This is a genomic window from Kitasatospora sp. NPDC053308 (assembly GCF_055585785.1).
Window position 1 is genome coordinate 88,146 of sequence record NZ_JBVJJY010000002.1, and the last position, 21,045, is coordinate 109,190.

A 21,045-nucleotide genomic window follows, 5' to 3' on the forward strand; every position below is an offset into this window, starting at 1 on the left:
CAGCCGACCATGACCACGCAGCAGCGCGCCTGGACCGGCCCCGTCGCCTGGGACGGCTTCGAGGGCGGGCGGTGGTGCGACACCGTCGACGTCCGCGACTTCATCCAGCACAACTACACGCCGTACGAGGGCGGCGGCGCCTTCCTGGCGGGCCCGACCGAACGCACCCTGGCGGTGTGGAAGCGGATCACCGACCGCTTCCCCGAGGAACGCGCCAAGGGCGTGTACGACGTCGCGTACGACGTCCCCTCCACCATCACCGCGCACGCCCCCGGCTACGTCGACCGCGAGCGGGAGCTCATCGTCGGCCTGCAGACCGACGCACCGCTCAAGCGCGCGATCATGCCCTACGGCGGCTGGCGGATGGTGGCCGGCGCCCTGAGGACCTACGGCTACCCGGTGTCGCCCGAGCTGGAGAAGACCTTCACCGAGTACCGCAAGACCCACAACGCCGGCGTCTTCGACGCCTACACCCCCGAGATCCTCGCCGCGCGCAAGGCGGGCATCATCACCGGGCTCCCGGACGCCTACGGCCGCGGCCGGATCATCGGCGACTACCGGCGGGTCGCCCTCTACGGCGTCGACCGGCTCGTCCAGGCCAAGCACGCCGAGAAGGCCGAGCTGGACGCGATGTCCCCCGACGGCGCCCGACTGGAGGAGACCATCCGCCTGCGCGAGGAACTGGCCGAACAGATCCGCGCGCTGGGCGAACTCAAGCGGATGGCCGCGGGCTACGGCCACGACATCTCCGGCCCCGCCGCCGACGGCCGTCAGGCGATCCAGTGGCTGTACTTCGCCTACCTCGCGGCCGTCAAGGAGCAGAACGGCGCCGCCATGTCACTCGGCCGTACCTCCACCTTCCTCGACATCTACCTCCAGCGCGACCTCGACCGCGGCGTGCTGACCGAGGAGGGCGCCCAGGAACTGGTCGACGACTTCGTCATCAAGCTGCGGATCGTGCGCTTCCTGCGCACCCCCGAGTACGACGAGCTCTTCTCCGGCGACCCCACCTGGGTCACCGAGTCCATCGGCGGCATCGGCGAGGACGGCCGGCCGCTGGTCACCCGCACCTCCTTCCGCTACCTGCAGACGCTCTACAACCTCGGTCCCGCCCCCGAGCCGAACATGACCGTGTTCTGGTCACCCCGACTCCCGGCCGGCTTCAAGGAGTTCTGCGCCAAGGTGTCCATCGACACCTCCAGCATCCAGTACGAGTCCGACGAGCTGATGCGGCCCCGGTTCGGCGACGACACCGCGATCGCCTGCTGCGTCTCCGCCATGGCCGTCGGCAAGCAGATGCAGTTCTTCGGAGCGCGGGTCAACCTCGCCAAGACCCTGCTCTACGCCATCAACGGTGGCCGGGACGAGGTCTCCGGTGCCCAGGTCGGCCCCGAGACGGGACCGGTCACCGGCGAGGTCCTGGACTACGACGAGGTGTTGGACCGCCTCGACCGGCAGATGGACTGGCTGGCGGCCACCTACGTCCACGCGCTGAACGTCATCCACTACATGCACGACAAGTACGCCTACGAGCGCCTGGAGATGGCCCTGCACGACCGCGAGGTCCGGCGCACCATGGCCTGCGGCGTCGCCGGCCTCGCGGTCGCGGCGGACTCGCTCTCGGCCATCAAGTACGCCGCGGTGAAGCCCGTCCGCGACGCGAGCGGCCTCGTCGTCGACTACGTCGTCGAGGGCGAGTACCCGGCGTACGGCAACAACGACGACCGGGCGGACGACCTCGCGGTGTGGCTGGTCGAGGAGTTCATGCGCAAGGTGCGCAAGCACCCGGCCTACCGCGGCGCCGAGCACACCCAGTCCGTGCTGACCATCACCTCCAACGTCGTCTACGGCAAGAAGACCGGAACCACCCCGGACGGGCGCCGGGCGGGGGAGCCGTTCTCCCCCGGCGCGAACCCCATGAACGGACGCGACCGCCACGGCTACCTCGCCAGTGCCCTCTCGGTGGCCAAACTCCCCTACGCGCAGGCCGAGGACGGCATCTCCCTCACGAGCACCGTCACGCCCGACGCACTGGGCCGCACCGACCGGGAACGCACCGCCAACCTGGCCGGCATCCTGGACGGCTACGTCGCCGGCCACGGCTTCCACATGAACGTCAACGTGCTCCAGCGCGACACCCTGCTCGACGCCATGGAACACCCGGAGCAGTACCCCCAGTTGACCATCCGCGTCAGCGGCTACGCGGTCAACTTCGTCCGGCTCACCCGCGAGCAGCAGCTCGACGTGGTCAACCGCACGTTCCACGGCTCCCTCTAGCCCTCAGCGGACGCGGTGCCGGCGCCCCGACCACAGGCGCCGGCACCCGCTCTTCCCGACGGAGACCCGACATGGCCCACCCACCCCCGACCCCAGGCGCAGGGGACCTCCTCGCCGCCACCCCCGCCGCAGCCGCCACCCCGGCCGCAGCCGCCACCCGGCGGCCGGTGAGCGGCATGGTGCACTCCTGGGACCTGTCCTCCGGCGTCGACGGCCCGGGCACCCGGTTCGTCACCTTCCTGGCCGGCTGCCCGCTGCGCTGCCGGTACTGCCACAACCCCGACACCTGGCGGACGCGAGACGCCCGGCGCGCCTCGGCCGACGAGATCGTCGGCGAAGCCGCCCAGTGCGCCGAGTTCATCCGCACCTGCGGGGGCGGCGCCACCCTCAGCGGCGGCGAACCGCTGCTCCAACCCGTGTTCGCGGGGGAGCTGTTCCACCGCTTCAAGCACGAACTCGGCCTGCACACCGCCCTCGACACGTCCGGCTACCTGGGCACCCGCGCCACCGACGGCATGCTCGCCGACGTAGACCTCGTCCTGCTCGACATCAAGTCCTGGGACCGTCGGCTCTACCGCCACCTCACCGGCCGGGAACTCGCTCCCACCCTGGGTTTCGCCCGTCGGCTCGCCGACCTCCGCAAGGAGGTCTGGGTGCGCTTCGTCCTCGTCCCCGGCCTCACCGACCACGCCGAGAACGTCGAGGGCATCGCCGCGTTCGCCGCCTCGCTCGGCAACGTCACCCGCGTCGACGTCCTGCCCTTCCACAAGCTCGGCGCCGCGAAGTGGCAAGCGCTCGGCCTGGTGTTCCCCCTCGGCGAGACCCCCGCGCCCACCCCTGAGCAGACCGCCACCGCTCGCGCCGCGTTCGCCGCCCGCGGCCTGCACGCCGTGTGACCGGGCCGGCCGCCGCCGCGCGGTGCGGGGACACCGCCGCCGAGTACGCCGGCCGGTTCCCGTGAGCCCTCCGGCGCATCCGGCCGGCCGCGACCCCACGGTCGTGATCCGCCCGCCGCTGGGCCGCAGCAGCCCCACCAGGCAACGGATGGCGGTGGTCTTCCCGGCGCCGTCGGGCCCGAGGAAGCCGACGACCTCGCCCCGCCGGACGATGAGGTCGAGTTCATCGACGCCGACCTTGGGACCGTCGTGCTTGGGCAGGGCTGCCAGCTCGATCGCCGGCCCATCGTGGTCCGTCCGGTACCTCCCACGCGGGCGCGGAGACCGCGCTCACCTCGTACCCGCTCCGCCGGCACAGCCGCACGCGATGACGGTGCCCTGCCCGTCCGCACGCGCGGCAGGCGCCGATGGTCCCCGTCGGCACGGCCGTCGGTCCCCTCCCCGCCCGTCGTCCGGGCCGCCGGGGGCCCATGACCCGTCGGCTACGACGGCCTCCCGGCTGTTCGAACGACCCGCCCCGCTGCTGAACGATCTGGGAACGGGCCCGTCACCCGATGGGGGCAGGCACGGCTCGGCGTGTCATGCTCGTCCCATGGACGTCGATGCCGAGCACGAGGTCACCCGGCCCGGGGAACCGAGCGACAGGGGTGTGTTCTCGTCGCGCCGGTACCTGGCCCGCCGGCAGCCGACCGCGCTGACCGCGGTCGCCGACCCGGCGGTGTCCGTGGTCCAGGAGGTCCTGGCCGGTGTGCCGGGTTCGGTGACCTTCCTCCAGCCGGTCCTCGGCCCCGGCGGCGAGGTCACGGATCTGCGCTTCGCGGCGGCTTCGCCCGGGGCGGTGGACATCGGGGGCCGGCGGGGGCAGGAGCTGATCGGGCTCAGGGTGCTGCAGACGTACCCCGGGGCGGCGGGCAGCGAGCTGTGGCGGGGCTATCTCAAGGCCCTGGAGACCGGTGAGAGCTACGAGGGCGAGCTGGAGTACGAGGAGGTCGCGGCCGGCATCCCGCACCGCTCGCGCTACGGGGTGCGGGCGGTGCCGGCCCAGGGCGGGCTGATCGTCTCCTGGACCCGGCTGGACACGGGCGAGCGCGAGAAGCGCCGCCTGGCGGTCATGCAGCGGCTGGCGGGGATGGGCTGGGCGGACTGGGACCTGGTCCGCAACGTGATCACCTGGTCCGACGAGGTCTACACGATCTTCGACCGCGATCCGGCGCGGGGCCCGATGACCCTGGAGGAACTGCCCGCCCACGTCCCGGCCGAGGACCTTCCGGCCCTCGGCGAGGCCGTCCACCGGCTGCTGGGCGAGGGGCAGCCCGTCGACCACACCTTCCGGATCACCACGCCGGGCGGAGAACTGCGGCACGTGCGGATCGTCGCGGAGGCCGAACTCGACGCCCACGCCGACCCGGTGGAGGTCCACGGATTCTTCCAGAACCTCACCGCGGCCAAGCACGCGGAACAGCAGCTCCTCCTCCACCAGCAGGAGGCGCTCGCCCAGCAGAGCCGGCTGGCCGCCGAACGCAGGCTGGCCGCCCGTCTCCAGGACACCCTCCTCCCGGTGTCCCGCCAGACCCGCCCGCTCGCGGGCCTGACCGTCGATGTCGCCTACCAGCCCGTGCAGGAAGGCCTCAACCTCGGCGGCGACTGGTACAGCGCCATCGAACTCCCCGACGGTGAAGCGCTGTTCGTCGTCGGCGACGTCGCCGGCCACGGGCTCGACGCCGTGGCCACCATGGCGCTGCTGCGCTTCACCGGCAAGGGCATGGCCATCACCGGCACGCCGCTTCCCGCGATCCTGGGCCGCCTCAACACCCTGCTGCTGCACGCACCGGACCAGGACTTCGAGACCGCGACCATGATCATGGCCTGCTACGACCCGGCCGCCTCCCGGCTGACCTGGGTCCAGGCCGGCCACCTGCCGCCGCTGCTGGTGCGTAAAGGCCGGGCGCGCTTCCTGCCCGCTCCCGAGGGCACGCTCCTGGGAGCCTCCACCCAGGCGCACTACGAGGCGGCCACTCTCGATCTCCTGCCCGGGGACCACCTGTTCCTCTACACGGACGGGCTGGTCGAGGCTCCGGGCGTGCCCCTCGACGAGGGGATGGCCCGGCTGGCGCGCGCTGCCACGGTCCACGTCGGCGATCCCCGCTCCCTGGACGCGCTCGTGGGGACACTCGTCGGGCCGCGGGCGCGCCGCGACGACATCTGCGCCCTGCACATCGCCCGCTGATCGCCTGCGGGTCGCCTACTGATCGCCCGCAGGTCGCCGGTGCCCCGGCCGGGGGGGATCTCCCGTCACTCCTCGTAGCGGGCGGACAGCGTCCGTACCGTTTCGGCGATGCGGTCGCGGAGTTCCGCCGGAGCCATGACCAGGACGTCGGCACCCAGCCGCAGGAACTCTCCATGGGCGTGGTCGATCGACTCGATCGGCACCCGGGCCTCCGTCCATCCGTCGCCCACGGGTGTCACCCCGAGGCGGCGGGCGCCCTCCGGAGTGAGCCGTACCACGGCTTCCCCGGTGTGCAGCCGCGCCCGGAAGCCGGCCAGGTAGCCGTTCCAGTGCCCGGCCAGGTCGAACCCGTCCGGCGCGGAGAACTCCTCGTCCAGCGGCCGGAGTTCGAGGATCTGGTCGACCCGGTAGGTGCGGATCCCGGACGGCCCGCCGGCGACCAGGTACCAGCGGCCGGCCTTGAGCACGAGCCCGTACGGCTCCACCCGGCGCTCGATCTCCTCCGGCGCCCGCCAGCGCCGGTACCTGAGGACCACCGCGTGCCGCTCCCACACCGCGGCGGCGACCGCGACCAGGTGCGGAGTGCGGTCGGTGTCGCCGTACCAGCCCGGGGCGTCGAGCAGGAAGCGTTCCTGGATCCGCTCGGCGTGCTCGCGCAGTTCGGCCGGTAGGGCGGCCCGCAGCTTGAGCCGGGCGGTGGCGAGTGCCTCGCCGAGGCCGAGCTCCGCGGCAGGGCCGGGGAGTGCGGCGAGGAACGCGGCCTGCGCCTCGTGCGCGGTCAGTCCGGTGAGCCGGGTCCGGTAGCCGTCGACCAGGCGGTAGCCGCCCGCGTGCCCGGCCTCGCCGTACAGCGGGATCCCGGCGCCGGCCAGGGCCTCGACGTCCCGGTAGACCGTCCGGACGGAGACCTCCAGCTCCTCGGCCAGCTCCCGGGCGGTCATCCGCCCGCGGTTCTGGAGCAGCAGAAGCAGGGTGACCAGCCGACTCGCGCGCATACCGCTCAGTATCCACTGACAGGGGATGTCAGCGGACCGGCCCTAACCTGCGGCGCATGGACGACTTCGACTTCCTGCACGGCTCCTGGGACGTGGCCAACCGCCGCCTCGCGGCACCGCTGAGCGGCGCGGCCACCGGCACCTGGGAGGAGTTCCCCGGCCGCGCCGAGGTCCGGCCGCTGTTCGGCGGGGCCGGCAACATCGACGAGATCGCCTTTCCGACCCTCGGACGGCAGGGCGTGACCCTGCGGCTGTTCGACCGGGAGACGAGGCAGTGGTCGATCCACTGGGCCGACAGCCGGACCGGCCGGCTGGATCCGCCGGTGGTCGGCGGCTTCACCGGTGACCGCGGCGACTTCCACGGCGAGGACACCTACGCCGGCCGCCCGATCCGCGTGCACTTCACCTGGCACCGGCTCGGCCCGGACACCGCCCGCTGGGAGCAGGAGTTCTCCGCAGACGGAGGACGCACGTGGGAGCTCAACTGGATCATGGACCTCACTCGCACCGGCCGGGCCGCCGCATGACCATCGTCGAACTCCGCCAGTACACCCTGCGTCCCGGAGCCCGGGAGACGCTGATCGAGCTGTTCGAGCGCGAGTTCGTGACCGGTCAGCAGGCGGTCGGCATCACCCTCGGCGGCCGGTTCCGCGACCTGGACGACCCGGACCGCTTCGTCTGGCTGCGCGCGTTCCCCGACATGGCGCACCGCCGGCGCGCGCTGGAGGCCTTCTACACCGGCCCGGTCTGGCGGGAACACCGCGAGGCGGCCAACGCCACCATGATCGACAGCGACGACGTCCTGCTGCTGCGCGGCCCGGGCTTCACACCTCGGCCCGGCGCCCGCGAAGTGCTCGCGACCGTCTGCCACCCCGCCGACACGGCCGCCTTCGACGCGTACGCCGCCCGGCACCTGGGCCCGGGGCACGCGCTGCACCGCACCGAGCACGCCGAGAACGACTTTCCCCGCCTGCCCGTGCGCACGGGGGAGGACGTCCGGGTCTGGTTCGGCGCGGCCGAGCCACCTCCCTGGCCGACCCGGCGGCTGCGGCTGGAACCGGTCGCACTCACCTGACGGGCCCGTCCGACGCGGCGACCGGGGCGTCGGGCCGCCGTTCACGTCACCCCCGGCTGGGGCCGGCAGCCGGATTCCGGTCCCACGCCGAGGGGGAGCGACCCCTGGACGCGGGACCACGTGGCCGGGGCCTCGGCCGCGCGGCCGGGAGCCTCAGCCCGTGAAGCCGAGACCCCAGCCGGGCGGGACGGACAGGCGTCCGTCCCGCCCGGCGACGGTTTGCCGCTGTCCTCGCGTCTCGGCGGGCCGTGACGGTGTTGCCCGAGACCTCACCTACCGCCGGTGTTGCCGTCCGCCCCCGCGCCGTGCCCCCGTGCGAGCCGCCTGGACGGCCCCGGCTGGCGGATGCCGGTCGTCCGCCGATTCTGCCCTCGCAGATGCGACATGTCCATGCGCTGGTCGATCACCCGATCCGGGCCTCGGGGGATGGTGTGCCGACCCACTCGTTCCGGCTGGTCGGGCGTTGTTTCAATCGCCGTGTCGATCAGTCGATCTGTCGAGGACGGTGGTGGCACGTGGACCTGAACACGGTGGTGGAGTGGCGCGACGCGCGCAGTCGCGGCACATGGCGGCCCGGGGACGCCTGGCTGGCCGGGGGCACGTACCTGTTCTCCGAGCCGCAGCCGCACATCCGCCGTCTGATCGATCTGAGCCGGATGGGCTGGGAGCCGGTCCGGATGACCCCGGCCGGGGGCCTGGAGATCGCCGCGACCTGCACGATCGCCGAGCTGTCCCGCTTCGCCCGACGCGCGGACTGGCCGGCGGCGCCGCTGTTCGAGCAGTGCTGCCGGGCGTTCCTCGCCTCGTGGAAGATCTGGCACACGGCCACCGTCGGCGGCAACCTGTGCAACGGGCTGCCGGCCGGGCCGATGATCTCACTGACCGCCGCCCTGGGCGGCGCGTGCACCCTGCTGTCCCAGACCGGGGAGGTGCGCCGGGTGCCGGTCCAGGACTTCGTCATCGGCGCCGGCGTCAAGGACCTGAGGCCCGGTGAGCTGCTCCGCTCCGTCACCCTCCCCGCCCGGGCGCTGGAGAGCCGCACCGCCTTCCGGCAGGCCTCCCTGTACGGGCTCGGCCGCTCCGGCGCGCTGCTGATCGGTGCCCGCGACCCCGTCGACGGCGAACTCGCCCTGACCGTCACCGCGTCGACCGTACGGCCCGTCCGGCTGCGCTTCGCGGTGCCGCCCACCGCGGAGGCGGTCCGCGAGGCCGTCGAGTACGGCGTACGGCCCGAGGAGTACGTCGACGACATCCACGGACTGCCCGCCTGGCGGCGGCACATGACGTTCCGCTTCGCCGAGGAGATCCGGCGGGAGCTGGTCGAGGAGGAGGGACGATGAGCTTCACCGTTCAGGTCAACGGCGAGGACTTCGATGACGAGCCGCGCGCCGGCCAGTGCCTGCGCACCTACCTGCGCGAGCGCGGCTGGTTCGGTGTGAAGAAGGGCTGCGACGCCGGCGACTGCGGCGCCTGCACCGTCCAGGTCGACGGGGAGCCCGTCCACAGCTGCCTCTATCCGGCGCTGCGCGCCGAGGGCCGCTCGGTCACCACCGTCGAGGGGCTCGCCAAGGGCGGCGAACTCCACCCGATGCAGCAGCGGTTCCTGGACGCCCAGGGGTTCCAGTGCGGCTTCTGCACGGCCGGCATGCTGATGACCACCTCCGCCGCCGCCTTCGACGACGACAAACTCGCCGATCTGCCGCGGGCGTTGAAGGGCAACCTGTGCCGCTGCACCGGCTACCGGGCGATCGAGGACGCCGTCCGGGGGGTACGGCACACCGAACGGCCCTGCGCCGGGCAGGCGGTCGGCCGCAGCCTCGGCGCACCCGCCGGTCCGGCGGTGGTGACCGGCACCGCGCGCTACACCTTCGACATCGAGGTCGAGGGCCTGCTGCACATGAAGCTGCTGCGCTCCCCGCACCCGCACGCCCGGATCGTCTCCCTCGACACCTCCGCGGCGCTGCGCGTCCCGGGCGTGGTCGCGGTGTTCACCCACGAGGACGCGCCCGACAAGCTCTACTCCTCGGCCCGGCACGAGCACTCCACCGAGGACCCGGACGACACCCGGGTGCTGGACGACGTGGTCCGCTTCGTCGGCCAGCGGGTCGCCGCCGTGGTCGCCGAGAGCGAGGCGGCGGCCGAGGAAGGCTGCCGCAGGATCGTCGTCGCCTACGAACGACTCCCGTACGTCCTCGACCCGGAGGAGGCGATGGCGCCCGGCGCGCCGGTGATCCACCCCAAGGGGCCGCAGTCGCGGATCGCCCGGCCGGAGAGCAACGTGTGCGGTGAGGCCCACGGCGAGCTGGGCGACGTCGAGGCGGGCTTCGCCGACGCCGACGTGGTGTACGAGGAGACCTTCCGCACCCAGCGGGTGCAGCACGCCAGCCTGGAGACCCACGGCTGCGTCGTGTCCTTCGAGGAGAACGAGGAGAGCGGCGAGGAGCGGATCGTGGTCCGCTCCTCCACACAGGTGCCGTTCCTGACGCGACGCGCGCTCTGCGACCTGTACGACCTGCCGATGGAGCGGGTCCGGGTCGTCGCGGGGCGGGTCGGCGGCGGCTTCGGCGGCAAGCAGGAGATGCTCACCGAGGACGTCGCGGTGCTCGCGGCGCTGCGGCTGCGCCGACCGGTGAAGCTGGAGTTCACGCGCGCCGAGCAGTTCTACGGCGCCACCACCCGCCATCCGTTCACGATCGGCGTGAAGCTGGGCGCCAGGAGGGACGGCACCCTGACGGCCCTGCAGTTCCGGGTCGTCGCGAACACCGGCGCGTACGGCAACCACGGTCCGGCGGTGATGTTCCACAGCATCGGCGAGTCGATGGGGATCTACCGGGCGCCGCACAAGAAGGTCGACGCCTACTCCGTCTATACCAACTCCGTGCCCGCCGGCGCCTTCCGCGGCTACGGGCTGGGCCAGGTCACCTTCGCCGTCGAGCAGGCCATGGACGAACTCGCCCGGAGGCTGGAGATCGACCCGCTGGTGCTGCGCGAGAGGAACGTCATCGGCCCCGGTGAGCCCATGGAGGGCCCGCTCGGCGAGGAGGAGGACCTCCACATCGCCTCCTACGGCCTCGACCAGTGCCTCACCGTCGTGCGGAACGCCGTCGCCGACGACACCAGCACCGAACGCGCCCCCGAGGGCTGGCTGGTGGGCCAGGGCTTCGCCCTGTCGGCGATCGCCTGCGGGCCGCCCGGCGGGCACATCGCCGACGCCACGGTGACGCTGCTGGAGGACGGGACGTACGACATCGCGGTGGGCACCGCGGAGTTCGGCAACGGCACGACCACCGTCCACCAGCAGATCACTGCCGGGGCGCTGGGCACCACCGTCGACCGGATCGCCGTCCGGCAGTCCGACACCGACCTCGTCCGCCACGACACCGGGGCCTTCGGTTCGGCCGGCACCGTCGTCGCCGGCAAGGCGGTGATGAAGGCCGCCAACGCGCTCGCCGAGCGGATCCTCTCCTTCACCGCCGAGTACGCCCGCACCCCGCGCAGCCTGCTGCGGCTCACCGCCGACTCGGTGGACTGCGACGGCCGGCCGGTGGCGCTCAAGGAGGTCTTCGAGGCCGCGCGCGGCCAGGGTGTCGCGCTCACGGCCGACGGCCACTTCGGCGGCTCGCCGCGGTCGGTGGCCTTCAACGCGCAGTGGTTCCGGATCGCCGTGGACCCGGACACCGGGGAGATCCGGATCCTGCGCAGCGTGCACGCCGCCGACGCCGGGAAGGTGATGAACCCCCTGCAGTGCCGGGGCCAGGTCGAGGGCGGGGTCGCCCAGGCCCTCGGCGCCACGCTCTTCGAGCAGGTACTGCTGGACGACCGGGGCGAGGTCACCACCGCCGCGTTCCGCCGCTACCGACTGCCCGCCTTCGCGGACGTCCCGCGCACCGAGGTCCACTTCTCCGAGACCTCGGACGCGATCGGACCGCTGGGCGCCAAGTCGATGTCCGAGAGCCCGTTCAACCCGGTGCCGCCCGCCTTCGCCAACGCGCTGCGCGACGCCACGGGCATCCGCTTCACCGAGGCGCCGTTCCTGCGCGACAAGGTCTGGCAGGCCATCGACGCGCGCCGCGGCGGCGACCGCCGCGGCGCAGCCTGACGGCCGAGGGCGCGGGGCGTGCGTCCGCAGTGCCGCTGCGGACGCACGCCTCATGACGCACGCCTCACGACGCACGACCCACGACGCACGACCCACGGCCCACGGCCCACGATCCCCGCCGAGTCCGGTCGTGTTCGGACGCGCTCCTCAGGTCCTACCCCACCCGGTCCGACCGGAGCGCCAGTGTCGGGACCACTGGACAACGACACCGTCCGCCCCCCGCCCATCGGGTGATCGAACAAGAGGGAGGACCCACGGTTCCCCTGGCATTTACGATGCCGTTCCGGCGCTCGATCTCGCACATGCGATGCGCCAGCGATCGGAGCACGAGGAGCACACCATGATCGTCGGAGACCTGCTGGAGCTGGACGACCTCCACATCGAGGTCGCCTGGGCATCCCCGGACATGCTCGGCCGCGAGGTGAGCGGGGTGACCTCCACCGACCTGCAGGACCCGGCCCGCTACCTGCAGCCGGGCGAACTGGTCCTCACCGGTCTCGTCTGGTGGCGGCCCGACGACGGCCAGGCCGCGCTGCGCTTCGCCAACGCCCTGCGCAGTGCCGAAGCCGCCGCGCTCCTGGCCGGCGAGGGGACCCACGGCACCGTTCCGCCGGAACTGATCGACGCCTGCCGCCGGCACGGCGTCCCCCTGCTGTCGATCCCCACCGGAACCAGCTTCCGCGCCGTCACCGACCGCATCTACCTGCGCCTGTGGGGCGACCTCCAGACGCACTCCGAAGGCAAGGCTGCACTGCCGGCCGCCGCCCGCCGCACCCTGACCCAGATGATCCACGCCCAGGCCCCGCTGGCCGACCTCCTGCAGCGGGCCGTGACCGACCTCGGCCTGCCCGACTGCTCCCTGACCACCGGCGCCGGCCGCCTGCTGGCCTGCTCCGCGTCGGGGACCACGGCCGCGACACCCGTCCCGGTGGGTCCACCGGGCGACTCGCCCTTCGACGGCTGGCTGCTCCGGCCCCACACCGAACCGGGACCCACCGCCGCCACCATGCTGCACGGCCTCGCCGAGTTGCTCGCTCCCCTGGCCACCCGCGCCCGGGCCACCGCCTGCGCCCAGCGGCAGACCGGCACCCGGCTGATCGAACTGCTCGACTCCGGCGCCGAAGCCGACACCGAAGCCGAACGCGCCCTCGCCCTGTCCGGCCTTCCCCCGCACACACGGCTCACCCCGGTCGCCGCGCGGATCGACGGCACCTCCGAGACCTGGACGGCCACCGCCCTCGCCGAGGCCCTCCACGAACTGCCGGACCCGTTCATCGCCGCCCCCGACGGCCGGGGCGGCGCGGTCGCGCTGTCCGCAGCGGCGGAAGGGACGATCGCCGCGACGCTGCACTCCGCGCTCACCCGCCTGGAAAACCGACTGACCGACGGTCGCCGCATCCACCTGGGCATCGGCCCCACCGTCCAACCGCTCGCCACCGAGCTCAGGACGGCGCTCGTCCAGGCCCGCTACGCCCTCAACGTCCAGCCGCCCGGCTCCATCGGCCGCTGCTCGCAGATCACCTCCCTGGAGACCCTGCTCCGCGGCGTGCCCCCCGAGATCACCGCCGCCTTCCGGCGACGCCTCCTCGCGCCACTGATCGAGCACGACCGGACGAACTCCGTCTCGCTCCTGGACACCCTCGACGCCTTCCTCCGGCACAACGCCTCCTGGGCGAAGACCGCCGAAGCCCTCCACATCCACGTCAACACCGTGCACTACCGGATCAAGCGGATCGAGGAACTCACCGGCCGGAGCCTGCTGCACCTCGACGACCGGATCGACCTCTGGGCAGCCCTGCGGTGCACCTCCGGCCGTCTCCCATGACCGCCCGCACGACCTGCCCGCACGACCGCCCGCCCGCCTGACTGCCCGCACGACCCGCACCGCACTGCGGCGGCGGCTGACGGCCTGTGGTGTCGGTCACGGACCTCCCGGAAGGGCACGGCCAGGACCTGCGCCGGCGCAACACCGACGCCCGCCGCCTCGGCGTCCCGGGGGCCACAGCGGCGGGCACGGAGGCGAATCCGCAGCGAGAAGGGCATCCGCGGGGGCGGACGCCCACTCGCAGCGACGGGCCGACCTTCCGCACGCCGTCCGTGTGTGCTCGCATCCGAGTCTGGACACCGTCGCCCCGGTCACGGTCCCGGCCGACGCCCAGGAGATCGCTCTGCTGGCCAGGGCGGCCCGGCCCACCACCGGCATCGCCGCCCACTGATCCTCCGAAGAGTCCGGCCGCGGGCCACGGGGAGCGGGCGCGGGGGCGGGAGTTCGGCCGGTCCGGCCTCCCGCTGCTGCTGACCGCCGGACAGCTGGGCCGGTCGGCGGTCGGCCTGGTCCGCCAGGCCCACCATCCGCAGTGCCTCGATCACGCCGGCCCGCCGCACCCTACGGCCCTGGAGCCGCAGCGGCAGCGCCACGTTCTCGAAAGCCGTGAGCATCGGCAGCAGGTTGAACTGCTGGAAGACGAAGCCGATCCGGCTGCGCCGCGCCTCGGTCAGCTGCCGCTCGTCGCAGGCCACCAGGTCGGTGTCGCCGAGCAGCACCTTGCCGCTCTCCGGCCGGTCCAGCCCGGCCGCGCAGTTGAGCAGAGTGGTCTTGCCGGAACCGGACGGCCCCATCACCGCGGTCAGGGCCCGCTGCGGGAAGCCCAGGCTGACCTCGCGCAGCACCAGGACCGGCCCGGTGGCGCTCGGGTAGCTCTTGGTGACGCCGACCAGGTTGACCGCGGGCAGCTGGATGTCGGTGAGCAGTGACATGCCCCCAGTCCACCAGAGTGCGGGCGCGGACGCAGTGGGCCTGCGAGGAGTCCGGGCGGGTGGGTTTTCCCTACCATCCCCGGTGCGCGGTGGCCCGATAGAGTCGGGCACGAGGGTTCGTGCGCGAGCGGGGAGGGCAGCGGCATGACGGTTGCCGTGTGGGTGGCCATGCGTCGGCGGCCGCTGGGCTTCATGTGGTCGCGGTGGCCGCTGCGCGCCTGGGCGTTCCTGCTGACCGGCACCGTCCAGGGCGCCGCCTCGCTGGTGGTGCTGGCCGCGCTGCTGTTCGTCGGGGTCGGGCTGTCCGTGATCGGGATCGGGCTGGTGGTGCTGACCGGGGTGGCCGTGCTCGGGGTGCCGCTCGCCGCGCTGGAGCGGCGCAGGCTGCTCCTGGTCGAGCCCGTATCGTTGCCCGACCCGCACGGATCGCTGCCCGGCGCGGGCGCCACGGCCTGGCTGCGGACCCGGCTGAAGGAGCGGGCGACCTGGCGCGAGCTGGCGTACCTGCTGATCCAGGCCGTGCTGTTCACCGCCAGCGGCATCGGCTTCGTCGCGCTGCTCGGCATCTCGCTGATCCTGCTGGCGACGCCGCTGATCGTGTGGTCGATCAGTCCGGACACCGTGATGCTGATGCCCGGCCGCCCGATCTCGGACCCGGTCGCGGCCCTGCCCGGCAGCGCGGCAGGACTGGTCGGGCTGGTGCTCTCCGCCTACGCCGGGGGCCTGCTGGCCGGGGCACAGGTGCGGACGGCGCAGTTCCTGCTGGCGATGCGGGACGAGGACCTCGGCAGCCGGGTCGTCGAACTCACCCGCTCCCGCGCCCGGTTGGTGGACGCCTTCGAAGCCGAGCGGCGCCGGATCGAGCGCGACCTGCACGACGGCGCCCAGCAGCAGCTGGTCGCCCTGAGTATGACCCTCGGGCTGGCCGAGCTGGAGCTGCGCGGGCAGAACCCGGCCGCGGCCGAGCTGGTCACCCGGGCCCGCGGCGAGGCCAAGCAGGCCCTGGACCAGCTGCGCACTCTCGTGCGCGGGATCCATCCGCAGGTGCTGACCGACCACGGGCTGCCCGCGGCGGTCGCCGAGCTGGCACTGCGCAACCCGATCCCGGTCACCGTCGACATCGACCTGCCGGACCGGCTTCCCGCCGTGGTGGAGACGGCCGCCTACTTCACCATCACCGAGGCACTGACCAACGCCTCCAAGCACAGCGGCGCGGACGAAGTCGCCGTCGCCGCCTCCGTCAAGGGCGAGAAGCTCGTGCTGCTCGTCACCGACAACGGCCACGGCGGGGCCGACCCCGCCGCCGGCGCAGGCCTGCAGGGGCTGGCCGACCGGGTGGCCATCCTGAGAGGACGACTCATCGTGACCAGCCCGGTCGGAGGACCGACCCAACTGCGTGTGGAGGTTCCGTGCTCCGTGTAGTGCTCGCCGAGGACGCCGTACTGCTGCGGGCCGGCCTGGTGGAGCTACTGGGGCGGGTCGGCCACCGGGTGGTCGCCGCGGTCGGCGACGCCGAGGAGCTGGCGGCGGCGGTCGACGCCGAACGGCCCGACATCGTCATCACCGACGTGCGGATGCCGCCCGGCTTCCGGGACGAGGGACTGAAGGCCGCGGTGGAACTGCGCTCCCGGCACCGGGGGTTGCCGGTCCTGGTGCTCTCCCAGTACGTGGCGACGGCGTACGCGACCCAGTTGTTCAGCAACGAGGCCTCCACCGACGGCGGCCTCGGGTACCTGCTGAAGGACCGGGTCGGGGAGGTCGCCGACTTCCTCGACGCGATGGAACGGGTGGCGGGCGGGCAGACCGTCCTCGACCCGGAGGTGGTGCGGGTGCTGCTCCAGCAGCGGACCGCCGACGAGCCGTTGAAGCGCCTGACCCCGCGCGAGCGGGAGGTGCTGGGGCTGATGGCGGAGGGGCTCAACAACCAGTCGGTCGCCCAGCGGCTGACCGTCACCGAGGCCTCGGTGGTCAAGCACTCCAGCAACATCTTCATGAAGCTGAACCTCGACCCGGTCGAGGGCAACCGGCGGGTCCTGGCCGTCCTGGCCTACCTGCGCGGCGGGGGCGTGCCGTCGTAGTCAGTCCACCGGCGGGACGGCGGCGGAGCGCAGCTCCACCCCAGGGGTGAGAAGCCGGGTGAGTTGTTCCGCCGAGGCGTCCCAGGACCACTGCTCGGACACCCATTGTCGGCCGCGCCGCCCGAACTCCCCGGCCCGGTCGGTGTCCAGCAGAACCGTCGCGACGGCGTCGGCCACGGCCGGCACGTCCCGGCCGTCCACCACGCTGCCGGTCCGGCCGTCCAGCACGGTGTCCGGTGCGCCGCCCGAGTCGCCGACGACTACGGGCAGGCCGCTCGCCGCGGCCTCCAGGAAGACGATGCCCAGCCCCTCCGCCTCCAGGCCGCCCTTCCTGGTCCGGCACGGCATGGCGAAGACGTCCGCCGCCGCGTAGTACCAGGCCGTCGACCCGTGGTCCTGGCCGCCGACGAACACCGCGGCTCCGGGGCGAGTTGACGTGCCATCCGGCGAAGCCGAGGTTCGTCGGGGCCGTGCCCGACGATCATCAGGACGGCGTCCGGGACCTGTCGGCGGATCAGCGGCAGCGCCCGGATCAGGGCGTCCTGGCCCTTTCGGGGGACCAGCCGGGACACGCACAGGATCACCTTGGCCTCGCCGAGACCGTACTGCTCGCGGATCACCCGGCGGTGCTCCGGCGACGGCCGGAACGCCCCGGCGTCCACGCCCGGGACAAGCCGCGCCATCCGGGCCCGCGAACCCAGCGCCGGGGCGATCCGGCGGCGGGTGTACTCGCCGAGGTAGGTGACGACGTCGACGTGGTCGCCTACCCGGCGCAGCAGCCGGCGCGCGAGTGGGGCGCGGGCCCACCAGATCTCGTGGCCGTGGGTGGTGGCGACGATCCGCTCGATCCCGCCCCGGCGCAGCGCGGGCGCCATTGCGGCCAGCGGTGCGGCGGCCCCGAACCAGACCCGGTCGCTGTCGTGGGCGCGGGCGATTTCGAGCGCCCGGCGGGTGACCCGGGCGGTGGGCAGCAGCGTCCGGCTGGGGTCCCGGACCACCGGGAAGGGAAGGGCGGCGTCGTACGCGGCGTCACCCGGCTCACTGGAGGTGTAGACGACCACGTCGTTGTCCGGGACGCGCACGGCCATCGCGTGTACGAAGGTCTCTATGCCGCCCTGCCGGGGCGGGAAGTCGTTGGTGACGATCAGCGTGGTGCCCATGGGAGTCGGTGCCTCGCATCCAGGTGGGGTGGTCAGACGGTGAACAGGTAGTTGCGGCAGTCGTCGCTGACCTGCGAGACCCGGGCCCACCGGCCGCGCCACCAGCGGTGCGGCCGGTAGCCGTACTGCTCCAGGTGCCGCGGCACGTCCGCCGCGCGCGACCCGTACTTGCGCAGGTGCCGGTCCTCGATCTCCAGCAGCAGCGTCGGCCGGTGGCGCAGCAGGGTGGCGGCACCGCCCCGGAGCACAGCCAGTTCGGCGCCCTCGACATCGGCCTTGATGAAGGAGTCCCGGGTGAGGGGCAGCCGCTCCGCCAACTGGTCGAGGGTGACGACCCGGGTGGGCACCCGCACGGACGCGGCGAACTCGGCGTTGGGCCCGGGGCCGTCCGCGCCCTCGGTGAGGTACGTCCGGCCGTGTACTGGGAGCCCGCGGCGCTTGGGCAGGCTGAGCGTGCCTGGGCCCGCCTCCGCACCGAGGGCGAACCGGTGCACGGTGACGTTGCGGGTGCCCAGCAGCCGGGAGGCGGTGCGCAGCCAGCGGGACGGGCCGGGCAGCGGCTCCACGCTGTGGACGTGGCCGGCCGGGCCGACCAGCGAGGACAGCACCCAGGTGTAGAGGCCGTACTCGGCGCCGACGTCCAGGCAGGTGGCGCCGGGGGCGACTACCTGGCGCAGACCGGCGACCTCGTCCTCGACGAAGGGCAGCCGGGTTCCGCCCCAGTGCAGGGCGGTGGCTACGGTGGCGGTGCGGGCCCCGGTCGAACGGCTCCGGTCCCCGGTCGTACGGGTAAGGGCCGCGGCGGCGGGGTGCCGTCGGTCGGTGGTGTCGAGCGGTGCCGTGGCGTCCACCGGGTGGAGGCTCATCGGACACCTCCTTCCTGGGAGGACTGGGAGGTGCGGGGGGTGGGTTCGGTCGCGTGCCCGGGCAGCGGGAGCGGGTGCGGGGCCGCCGGGCAGGACTTAGGCATGACGCGGGCCCAGATCGCCAGCACGGCGGGCAGGGCGAGGTAGCCGAACCGGCTGGCCGGAGCCAGCAGGAAGGCTGCTCCCAGGCCGAGGGCCAGCCGGTCGGCGGCGGCGACCAGGTCGCGGGGCGGCCGGCGTACCAGCGAGACGGCGATGGTCAGGCCGCCGAGCAGCAGGAGCGCGACCGCCGTGCCCCAGCCGGCTGTACCGAGGTCGGCGAGCAGCTTGCCCGGCAGCGGGCTGGCGGCCTCGGTCCGCAGCCCGCCGCGGCCGAGCGGGAAGGCCAGCACCTGGTTGACCATGGGCCCGGGGGCGACCAGCGCGGCGGGCAGCACCAGGACGGCGGTGCCGAGCAGTGCCAGGGTGGAGCAGCGGGCCGCGGCCCGCCGACCGGCCGTGGCGGCGAGCAGGGCGACGGCGACGGCGACCGCAGGCCAGGAGGTCCACTTCATCGCGCACGCGGCGGCCAGGGCCAGCCCGGTGGCGGTCGGCCGTCCGGCTGCGGCCAGGGCGAGCGCCAGGCAGAGCAGTCCGGTCAGCGGGAGGTCGACGCCGCTGACCGCGAGTGGCAGCGCCACGACCGGCGAGGCGACCAGGGCGGCGAGCGCCGTCCCCGGGGGCACCGCGTTCCAGCGTCGGCCGCCGGCGGGCGCGGCGGCGCGAAGCAGCCGGTGGGCGGTCCACAAGCCGGCCAGGAGCACGGCCGCGCACCAGAGCCGGGGGTCGCCGGCCACCCGCGCCAACGGTCCCTGGGTTCCGAGCACCGCCCGAGGCAGCCCGAGCAGCGCCATCCCCGGCAGATAGGGCGTTACCTCGTCCACCGTGCGGGGATCGTCGAGGTACGGGGATACCTCGTGCAGCAGCAACGAGCCGGAGCGCTCGATCACCCCGACCTCGCTCTGGGCCGCCCCGGTGTGCACCAGCAGGAGCAGTGGCAGGACGGCCGCACCGGCGAGCGCGAGTGCGGCCGATACGACCCGGGCGTCCCGCCGCGACGGCAGCAGGACGGCGACCGCCGCGCCGAGGTAGCCGACCGCGGCGACGGTACCCCAGGTCCGGTGCGGTCCGAGGGAGGAGACGAGGGGGAACGAGGCGGCCCAGGCGGCGGCTGCGAGCCATCCGGCACACCAGAGCCACCTCTGCCCGACCGCTCCCGGAGCCCGGTGGGCCTGGTGAGTGAGCACGCCTCCATTGCAGCTTCCGCAGGGATGTGACGTCATGACAGCCAGGTCGAGAACCGGCGGTCGGGTTTTCCCTACCATTCCCGCACCGAGCGGCAGTTGGGCGCGCGGCGGAATTGTGCCCGAAACGGCGCGCAGCGACCGCGTAGGGCGGCGGGCATCGAGATCGGCCGCACCCGCCGGGTCACCTCATGCCCTCGACGGCTGTCCCGGGCCGGCCTGCTCCCGGCCAGGTGACCGTGTCCTGGTCGAAAACCTCATCCGGCTTGATCGGGAACCGGGTTGGTGGTCCTGGAGCAGCCCGCCGAGTCGCTCGGTTCGGCGTGTACCGAGACGAGCGATTCGCTCGGGGCTGTCGATACACTGACGGATCCACACGGTGTCGCAGAACTGCTGCGGGCCCCGAGAAGGCTTCGGGACCTCGACGCTGTACGACAACTCCTGGCCCGCCGGCCCGCCGCCCACGTGGAGCTTGCGAACCCGGGTGGGCTCGCCGCCCTCGTGCGTTCCCTGCGCTCAACCGGGGACCGCGAGGCGGTCCGCTCCCTCGCGACCAGGGCCGCCACCCACGCGAGCGTGTCGGACTACGCCGGCGGCGAGGCTTTGACGTTGGCGATGTCCCAGGCGGGAGGAACCGAGGAAGCGCGGACGTATGCCAGGAGGTTGCAAGATGCCGCTGTAGGTCGGCGCGAGGATTTCGGCCAGTACGGACGGGAGACGGACGGACGGGCAGCTCGGCCGTGGACCTGGGACGACCTTCATCACCAGATGAATCCTGGGTAGAACCGGCCATCCTGCGGGAGCATCAGAGGTCCTGACAAAGTCGCGGGACGTGCCTGCGAGCGATCAGGCAGGTGGCAAGGCCGAGGAAGCCTCCGTGGATGTCATCGCGCCGTTCCCGGCGGATACGAAGGCGGCGGCAGCCGTGGAGCCGAGCGATGGTGCGCTCGACGACCCGGCGGTGGACGCCGAGTCCTGATCCGTGGGGCACTCCGCGGCGGGCGATCACCGGCTTGATCCCCCGCTTCCACACCGGGCTGGACCTGCGGGCGGCGCTGGGGTGCACATCGTAGGCGCTCCTCGGCGTCGGCCCGCGCGGCGGTAGCTGCTGCCGTCCTCGGCCGGGCTCGACCGGCCGCTCTCGACCAGGTGGCGGCGCAGCGCCGGGAAGTCGTCGTGCACCGTGCGGTTGGCCTCGCTGACCTCGTTGGCCTCGACCTCACGGTAGGCGCGGCCGGGCTCGACGAGCGTCGCCGCGAGGTGGTCGAGCAACGGGTCGCGGCGGGCGGCCTCGCGAGGGATGGCCTCGGGCGCCCGTCACGGGACAGCGAG

15 protein-coding genes and 3 pseudogenes are annotated in these 21,045 nt (G+C 73.4%); 10 read left to right on the plus strand and 8 right to left on the minus strand.

What is annotated here, in order from left to right; translation table 11 throughout:
• Window positions 1-9: 9 nt before the first annotated feature.
• Both pflB and pflA read left to right on the plus strand, forming a co-directional pair.
• Window positions 10-2,277 (plus strand): formate C-acetyltransferase, encoded by a 2,268-nt coding sequence (pflB, locus tag ACZ6Y7_RS05710; RefSeq protein ID WP_465756558.1) that lies wholly within the window; start codon window positions 10-12, stop codon window positions 2,275-2,277.
• Window positions 2,278-2,348: 71 nt separating this feature from the next.
• Entirely contained in the window at window positions 2,349-3,173 is an 825-nt protein-coding gene (pflA, locus tag ACZ6Y7_RS05715; RefSeq protein ID WP_465756559.1) for a pyruvate formate-lyase-activating protein, read from the plus strand.
• 105 nt (window positions 3,174-3,278) lie between these two features.
• Here the strand turns inward: pflA and ACZ6Y7_RS05720 are convergent.
• Window positions 3,279-3,449 (minus strand): annotated as a pseudogene (locus tag ACZ6Y7_RS05720) (ATP-binding cassette domain-containing protein); the annotation flags it as partial.
• 316 nt (window positions 3,450-3,765) lie between these two features.
• On the opposite strand from ACZ6Y7_RS05720, the gene ACZ6Y7_RS05725 reads away from it, so the two are divergent.
• Window positions 3,766-5,400, plus strand: coding sequence for a SpoIIE family protein phosphatase (locus ACZ6Y7_RS05725; protein ID WP_465756560.1), 1,635 nt, complete (start codon window positions 3,766-3,768; stop codon window positions 5,398-5,400).
• A gap of 65 nt (window positions 5,401-5,465) precedes the next feature.
• Here ACZ6Y7_RS05725 and ACZ6Y7_RS05730 read toward each other — a convergent pair whose 3' ends face one another.
• Entirely contained in the window at window positions 5,466-6,395 is a 930-nt protein-coding gene (locus ACZ6Y7_RS05730) for a helix-turn-helix transcriptional regulator (protein ID WP_465756561.1), read from the minus strand.
• A 56-nt stretch (window positions 6,396-6,451) separates the two neighbouring features.
• Between ACZ6Y7_RS05730 and ACZ6Y7_RS05735 the strand changes: the two genes are divergently transcribed.
• The 5 genes from ACZ6Y7_RS05735 to ACZ6Y7_RS05755 all read left to right on the plus strand — a co-directional run bounded on the left by ACZ6Y7_RS05735 (window position 6,452) and on the right by ACZ6Y7_RS05755 (window position 13,394).
• Window positions 6,452-6,922: a hypothetical protein gene (locus ACZ6Y7_RS05735; protein ID WP_465756562.1), complete on the plus strand. Its 471-nt coding sequence runs from the start codon at window positions 6,452-6,454 to the stop codon at window positions 6,920-6,922.
• Window positions 6,919-7,470: an NIPSNAP family protein gene (locus ACZ6Y7_RS05740; RefSeq protein ID WP_465756563.1), complete on the plus strand. Its 552-nt coding sequence runs from the start codon at window positions 6,919-6,921 to the stop codon at window positions 7,468-7,470. The genes ACZ6Y7_RS05735 and ACZ6Y7_RS05740 overlap by 4 nt, the downstream gene beginning before the upstream one ends.
• 515 nt (window positions 7,471-7,985) lie before the next feature.
• Window positions 7,986-8,810 (plus strand): FAD binding domain-containing protein, encoded by an 825-nt coding sequence (locus tag ACZ6Y7_RS05745; RefSeq protein ID WP_465756564.1) that lies wholly within the window; start codon window positions 7,986-7,988, stop codon window positions 8,808-8,810.
• A complete protein-coding gene (locus ACZ6Y7_RS05750) occupies window positions 8,807-11,569 on the plus strand; it encodes a molybdopterin-dependent oxidoreductase (protein ID WP_465756565.1) in 2,763 nt (920 codons plus the stop codon). Before ACZ6Y7_RS05745 ends, ACZ6Y7_RS05750 begins: the two co-directional genes overlap by 4 nt.
• Before the next feature lie 340 nt (window positions 11,570-11,909).
• Window positions 11,910-13,394: a PucR family transcriptional regulator gene (locus ACZ6Y7_RS05755; protein ID WP_465756566.1), complete on the plus strand. Its 1,485-nt coding sequence runs from the start codon at window positions 11,910-11,912 to the stop codon at window positions 13,392-13,394.
• Between the two features lie 311 nt (window positions 13,395-13,705).
• Here the strand turns inward: ACZ6Y7_RS05755 and ACZ6Y7_RS05760 are convergent, their stop codons facing one another.
• On the minus strand, window positions 13,706-14,326 hold the full coding sequence (locus tag ACZ6Y7_RS05760; RefSeq protein ID WP_465756567.1) for an ABC transporter ATP-binding protein: 621 nt from the start codon (window positions 14,324-14,326) through the stop codon (window positions 13,706-13,708).
• A gap of 144 nt (window positions 14,327-14,470) precedes the next feature.
• Between ACZ6Y7_RS05760 and ACZ6Y7_RS05765 the strand changes: the two genes are divergently transcribed.
• Both ACZ6Y7_RS05765 and ACZ6Y7_RS05770 read left to right on the plus strand, forming a co-directional pair.
• Window positions 14,471-15,748, plus strand: a complete 1,278-nt coding sequence (locus ACZ6Y7_RS05765) for a sensor histidine kinase (RefSeq protein WP_465756568.1) — start codon at window positions 14,471-14,473, stop codon at window positions 15,746-15,748.
• On the plus strand, window positions 15,736-16,404 hold the full coding sequence (locus ACZ6Y7_RS05770) for a response regulator (protein WP_465756569.1): 669 nt from the start codon (window positions 15,736-15,738) through the stop codon (window positions 16,402-16,404). The genes ACZ6Y7_RS05765 and ACZ6Y7_RS05770 overlap by 13 nt, the downstream gene beginning before the upstream one ends.
• Here the strand turns inward: ACZ6Y7_RS05770 and ACZ6Y7_RS05775 are convergent.
• The 5 genes and pseudogenes from ACZ6Y7_RS05775 to ACZ6Y7_RS05795 form a co-directional block, all read right to left on the minus strand.
• A pseudogene (locus ACZ6Y7_RS05775) lies at window positions 16,405-17,564 on the minus strand (glycosyltransferase family 4 protein).
• Window positions 17,565-17,596: 32 nt separating this feature from the next.
• On the minus strand, window positions 17,597-18,430 hold the full coding sequence (locus tag ACZ6Y7_RS05780) for an FkbM family methyltransferase (protein ID WP_465756570.1): 834 nt from the start codon (window positions 18,428-18,430) through the stop codon (window positions 17,597-17,599).
• Window positions 18,427-19,716 carry a hypothetical protein gene (locus ACZ6Y7_RS05785; RefSeq protein WP_465756571.1) on the minus strand — a complete coding sequence of 430 codons (1,290 nt, stop codon included), beginning with the start codon at window positions 19,714-19,716 and terminating at the stop codon, window positions 18,427-18,429. Before ACZ6Y7_RS05785 ends, ACZ6Y7_RS05780 begins: the two co-directional genes overlap by 4 nt.
• Window positions 19,717-20,518: 802 nt before the next feature.
• A pseudogene (locus ACZ6Y7_RS05790) lies at window positions 20,519-20,740 on the minus strand (IS5/IS1182 family transposase); the annotation flags it as partial.
• Window positions 20,719-21,015 (minus strand): DUF2087 domain-containing protein, encoded by a 297-nt coding sequence (locus ACZ6Y7_RS05795; protein ID WP_465757002.1) that lies wholly within the window; start codon window positions 21,013-21,015, stop codon window positions 20,719-20,721. The gene ACZ6Y7_RS05795 and the pseudogene ACZ6Y7_RS05790, both read right to left, overlap by 22 nt.
• Between the last annotated feature and the right edge of the window lie 30 nt (window positions 21,016-21,045).

What these genes read in the sequence shown, in the direction of transcription:
- pflB (WP_465756558.1), top strand. Translation starts at nt 10, where the DNA reads ATGACCACGCAGCAGCGCGCCTGGACCGGCCCCGTCGCCTGGGACGGC.
- pflA (WP_465756559.1), top strand. Translation starts at nt 2,349, where the DNA reads ATGGCCCACCCACCCCCGACCCCAGGCGCAGGGGACCTCCTCGCCGCC.
- ACZ6Y7_RS05725 (WP_465756560.1), top strand. Translation starts at nt 3,766, where the DNA reads ATGGACGTCGATGCCGAGCACGAGGTCACCCGGCCCGGGGAACCGAGC.
- ACZ6Y7_RS05730 (WP_465756561.1), bottom strand. Translation starts at nt 6,395, where the DNA reads ATGCGCGCGAGTCGGCTGGTCACCCTGCTTCTGCTGCTCCAGAACCGC.
- ACZ6Y7_RS05735 (WP_465756562.1), top strand. Translation starts at nt 6,452, where the DNA reads ATGGACGACTTCGACTTCCTGCACGGCTCCTGGGACGTGGCCAACCGC.
- ACZ6Y7_RS05740 (WP_465756563.1), top strand. Translation starts at nt 6,919, where the DNA reads ATGACCATCGTCGAACTCCGCCAGTACACCCTGCGTCCCGGAGCCCGG.
- ACZ6Y7_RS05750 (WP_465756565.1), top strand. Translation starts at nt 8,807, where the DNA reads ATGAGCTTCACCGTTCAGGTCAACGGCGAGGACTTCGATGACGAGCCG.
- ACZ6Y7_RS05755 (WP_465756566.1), top strand. Translation starts at nt 11,910, where the DNA reads ATGATCGTCGGAGACCTGCTGGAGCTGGACGACCTCCACATCGAGGTC.
- ACZ6Y7_RS05760 (WP_465756567.1), bottom strand. Translation starts at nt 14,326, where the DNA reads ATGTCACTGCTCACCGACATCCAGCTGCCCGCGGTCAACCTGGTCGGC.
- ACZ6Y7_RS05765 (WP_465756568.1), top strand. Translation starts at nt 14,471, where the DNA reads ATGACGGTTGCCGTGTGGGTGGCCATGCGTCGGCGGCCGCTGGGCTTC.
- ACZ6Y7_RS05780 (WP_465756570.1), bottom strand. Translation starts at nt 18,430, where the DNA reads ATGAGCCTCCACCCGGTGGACGCCACGGCACCGCTCGACACCACCGAC.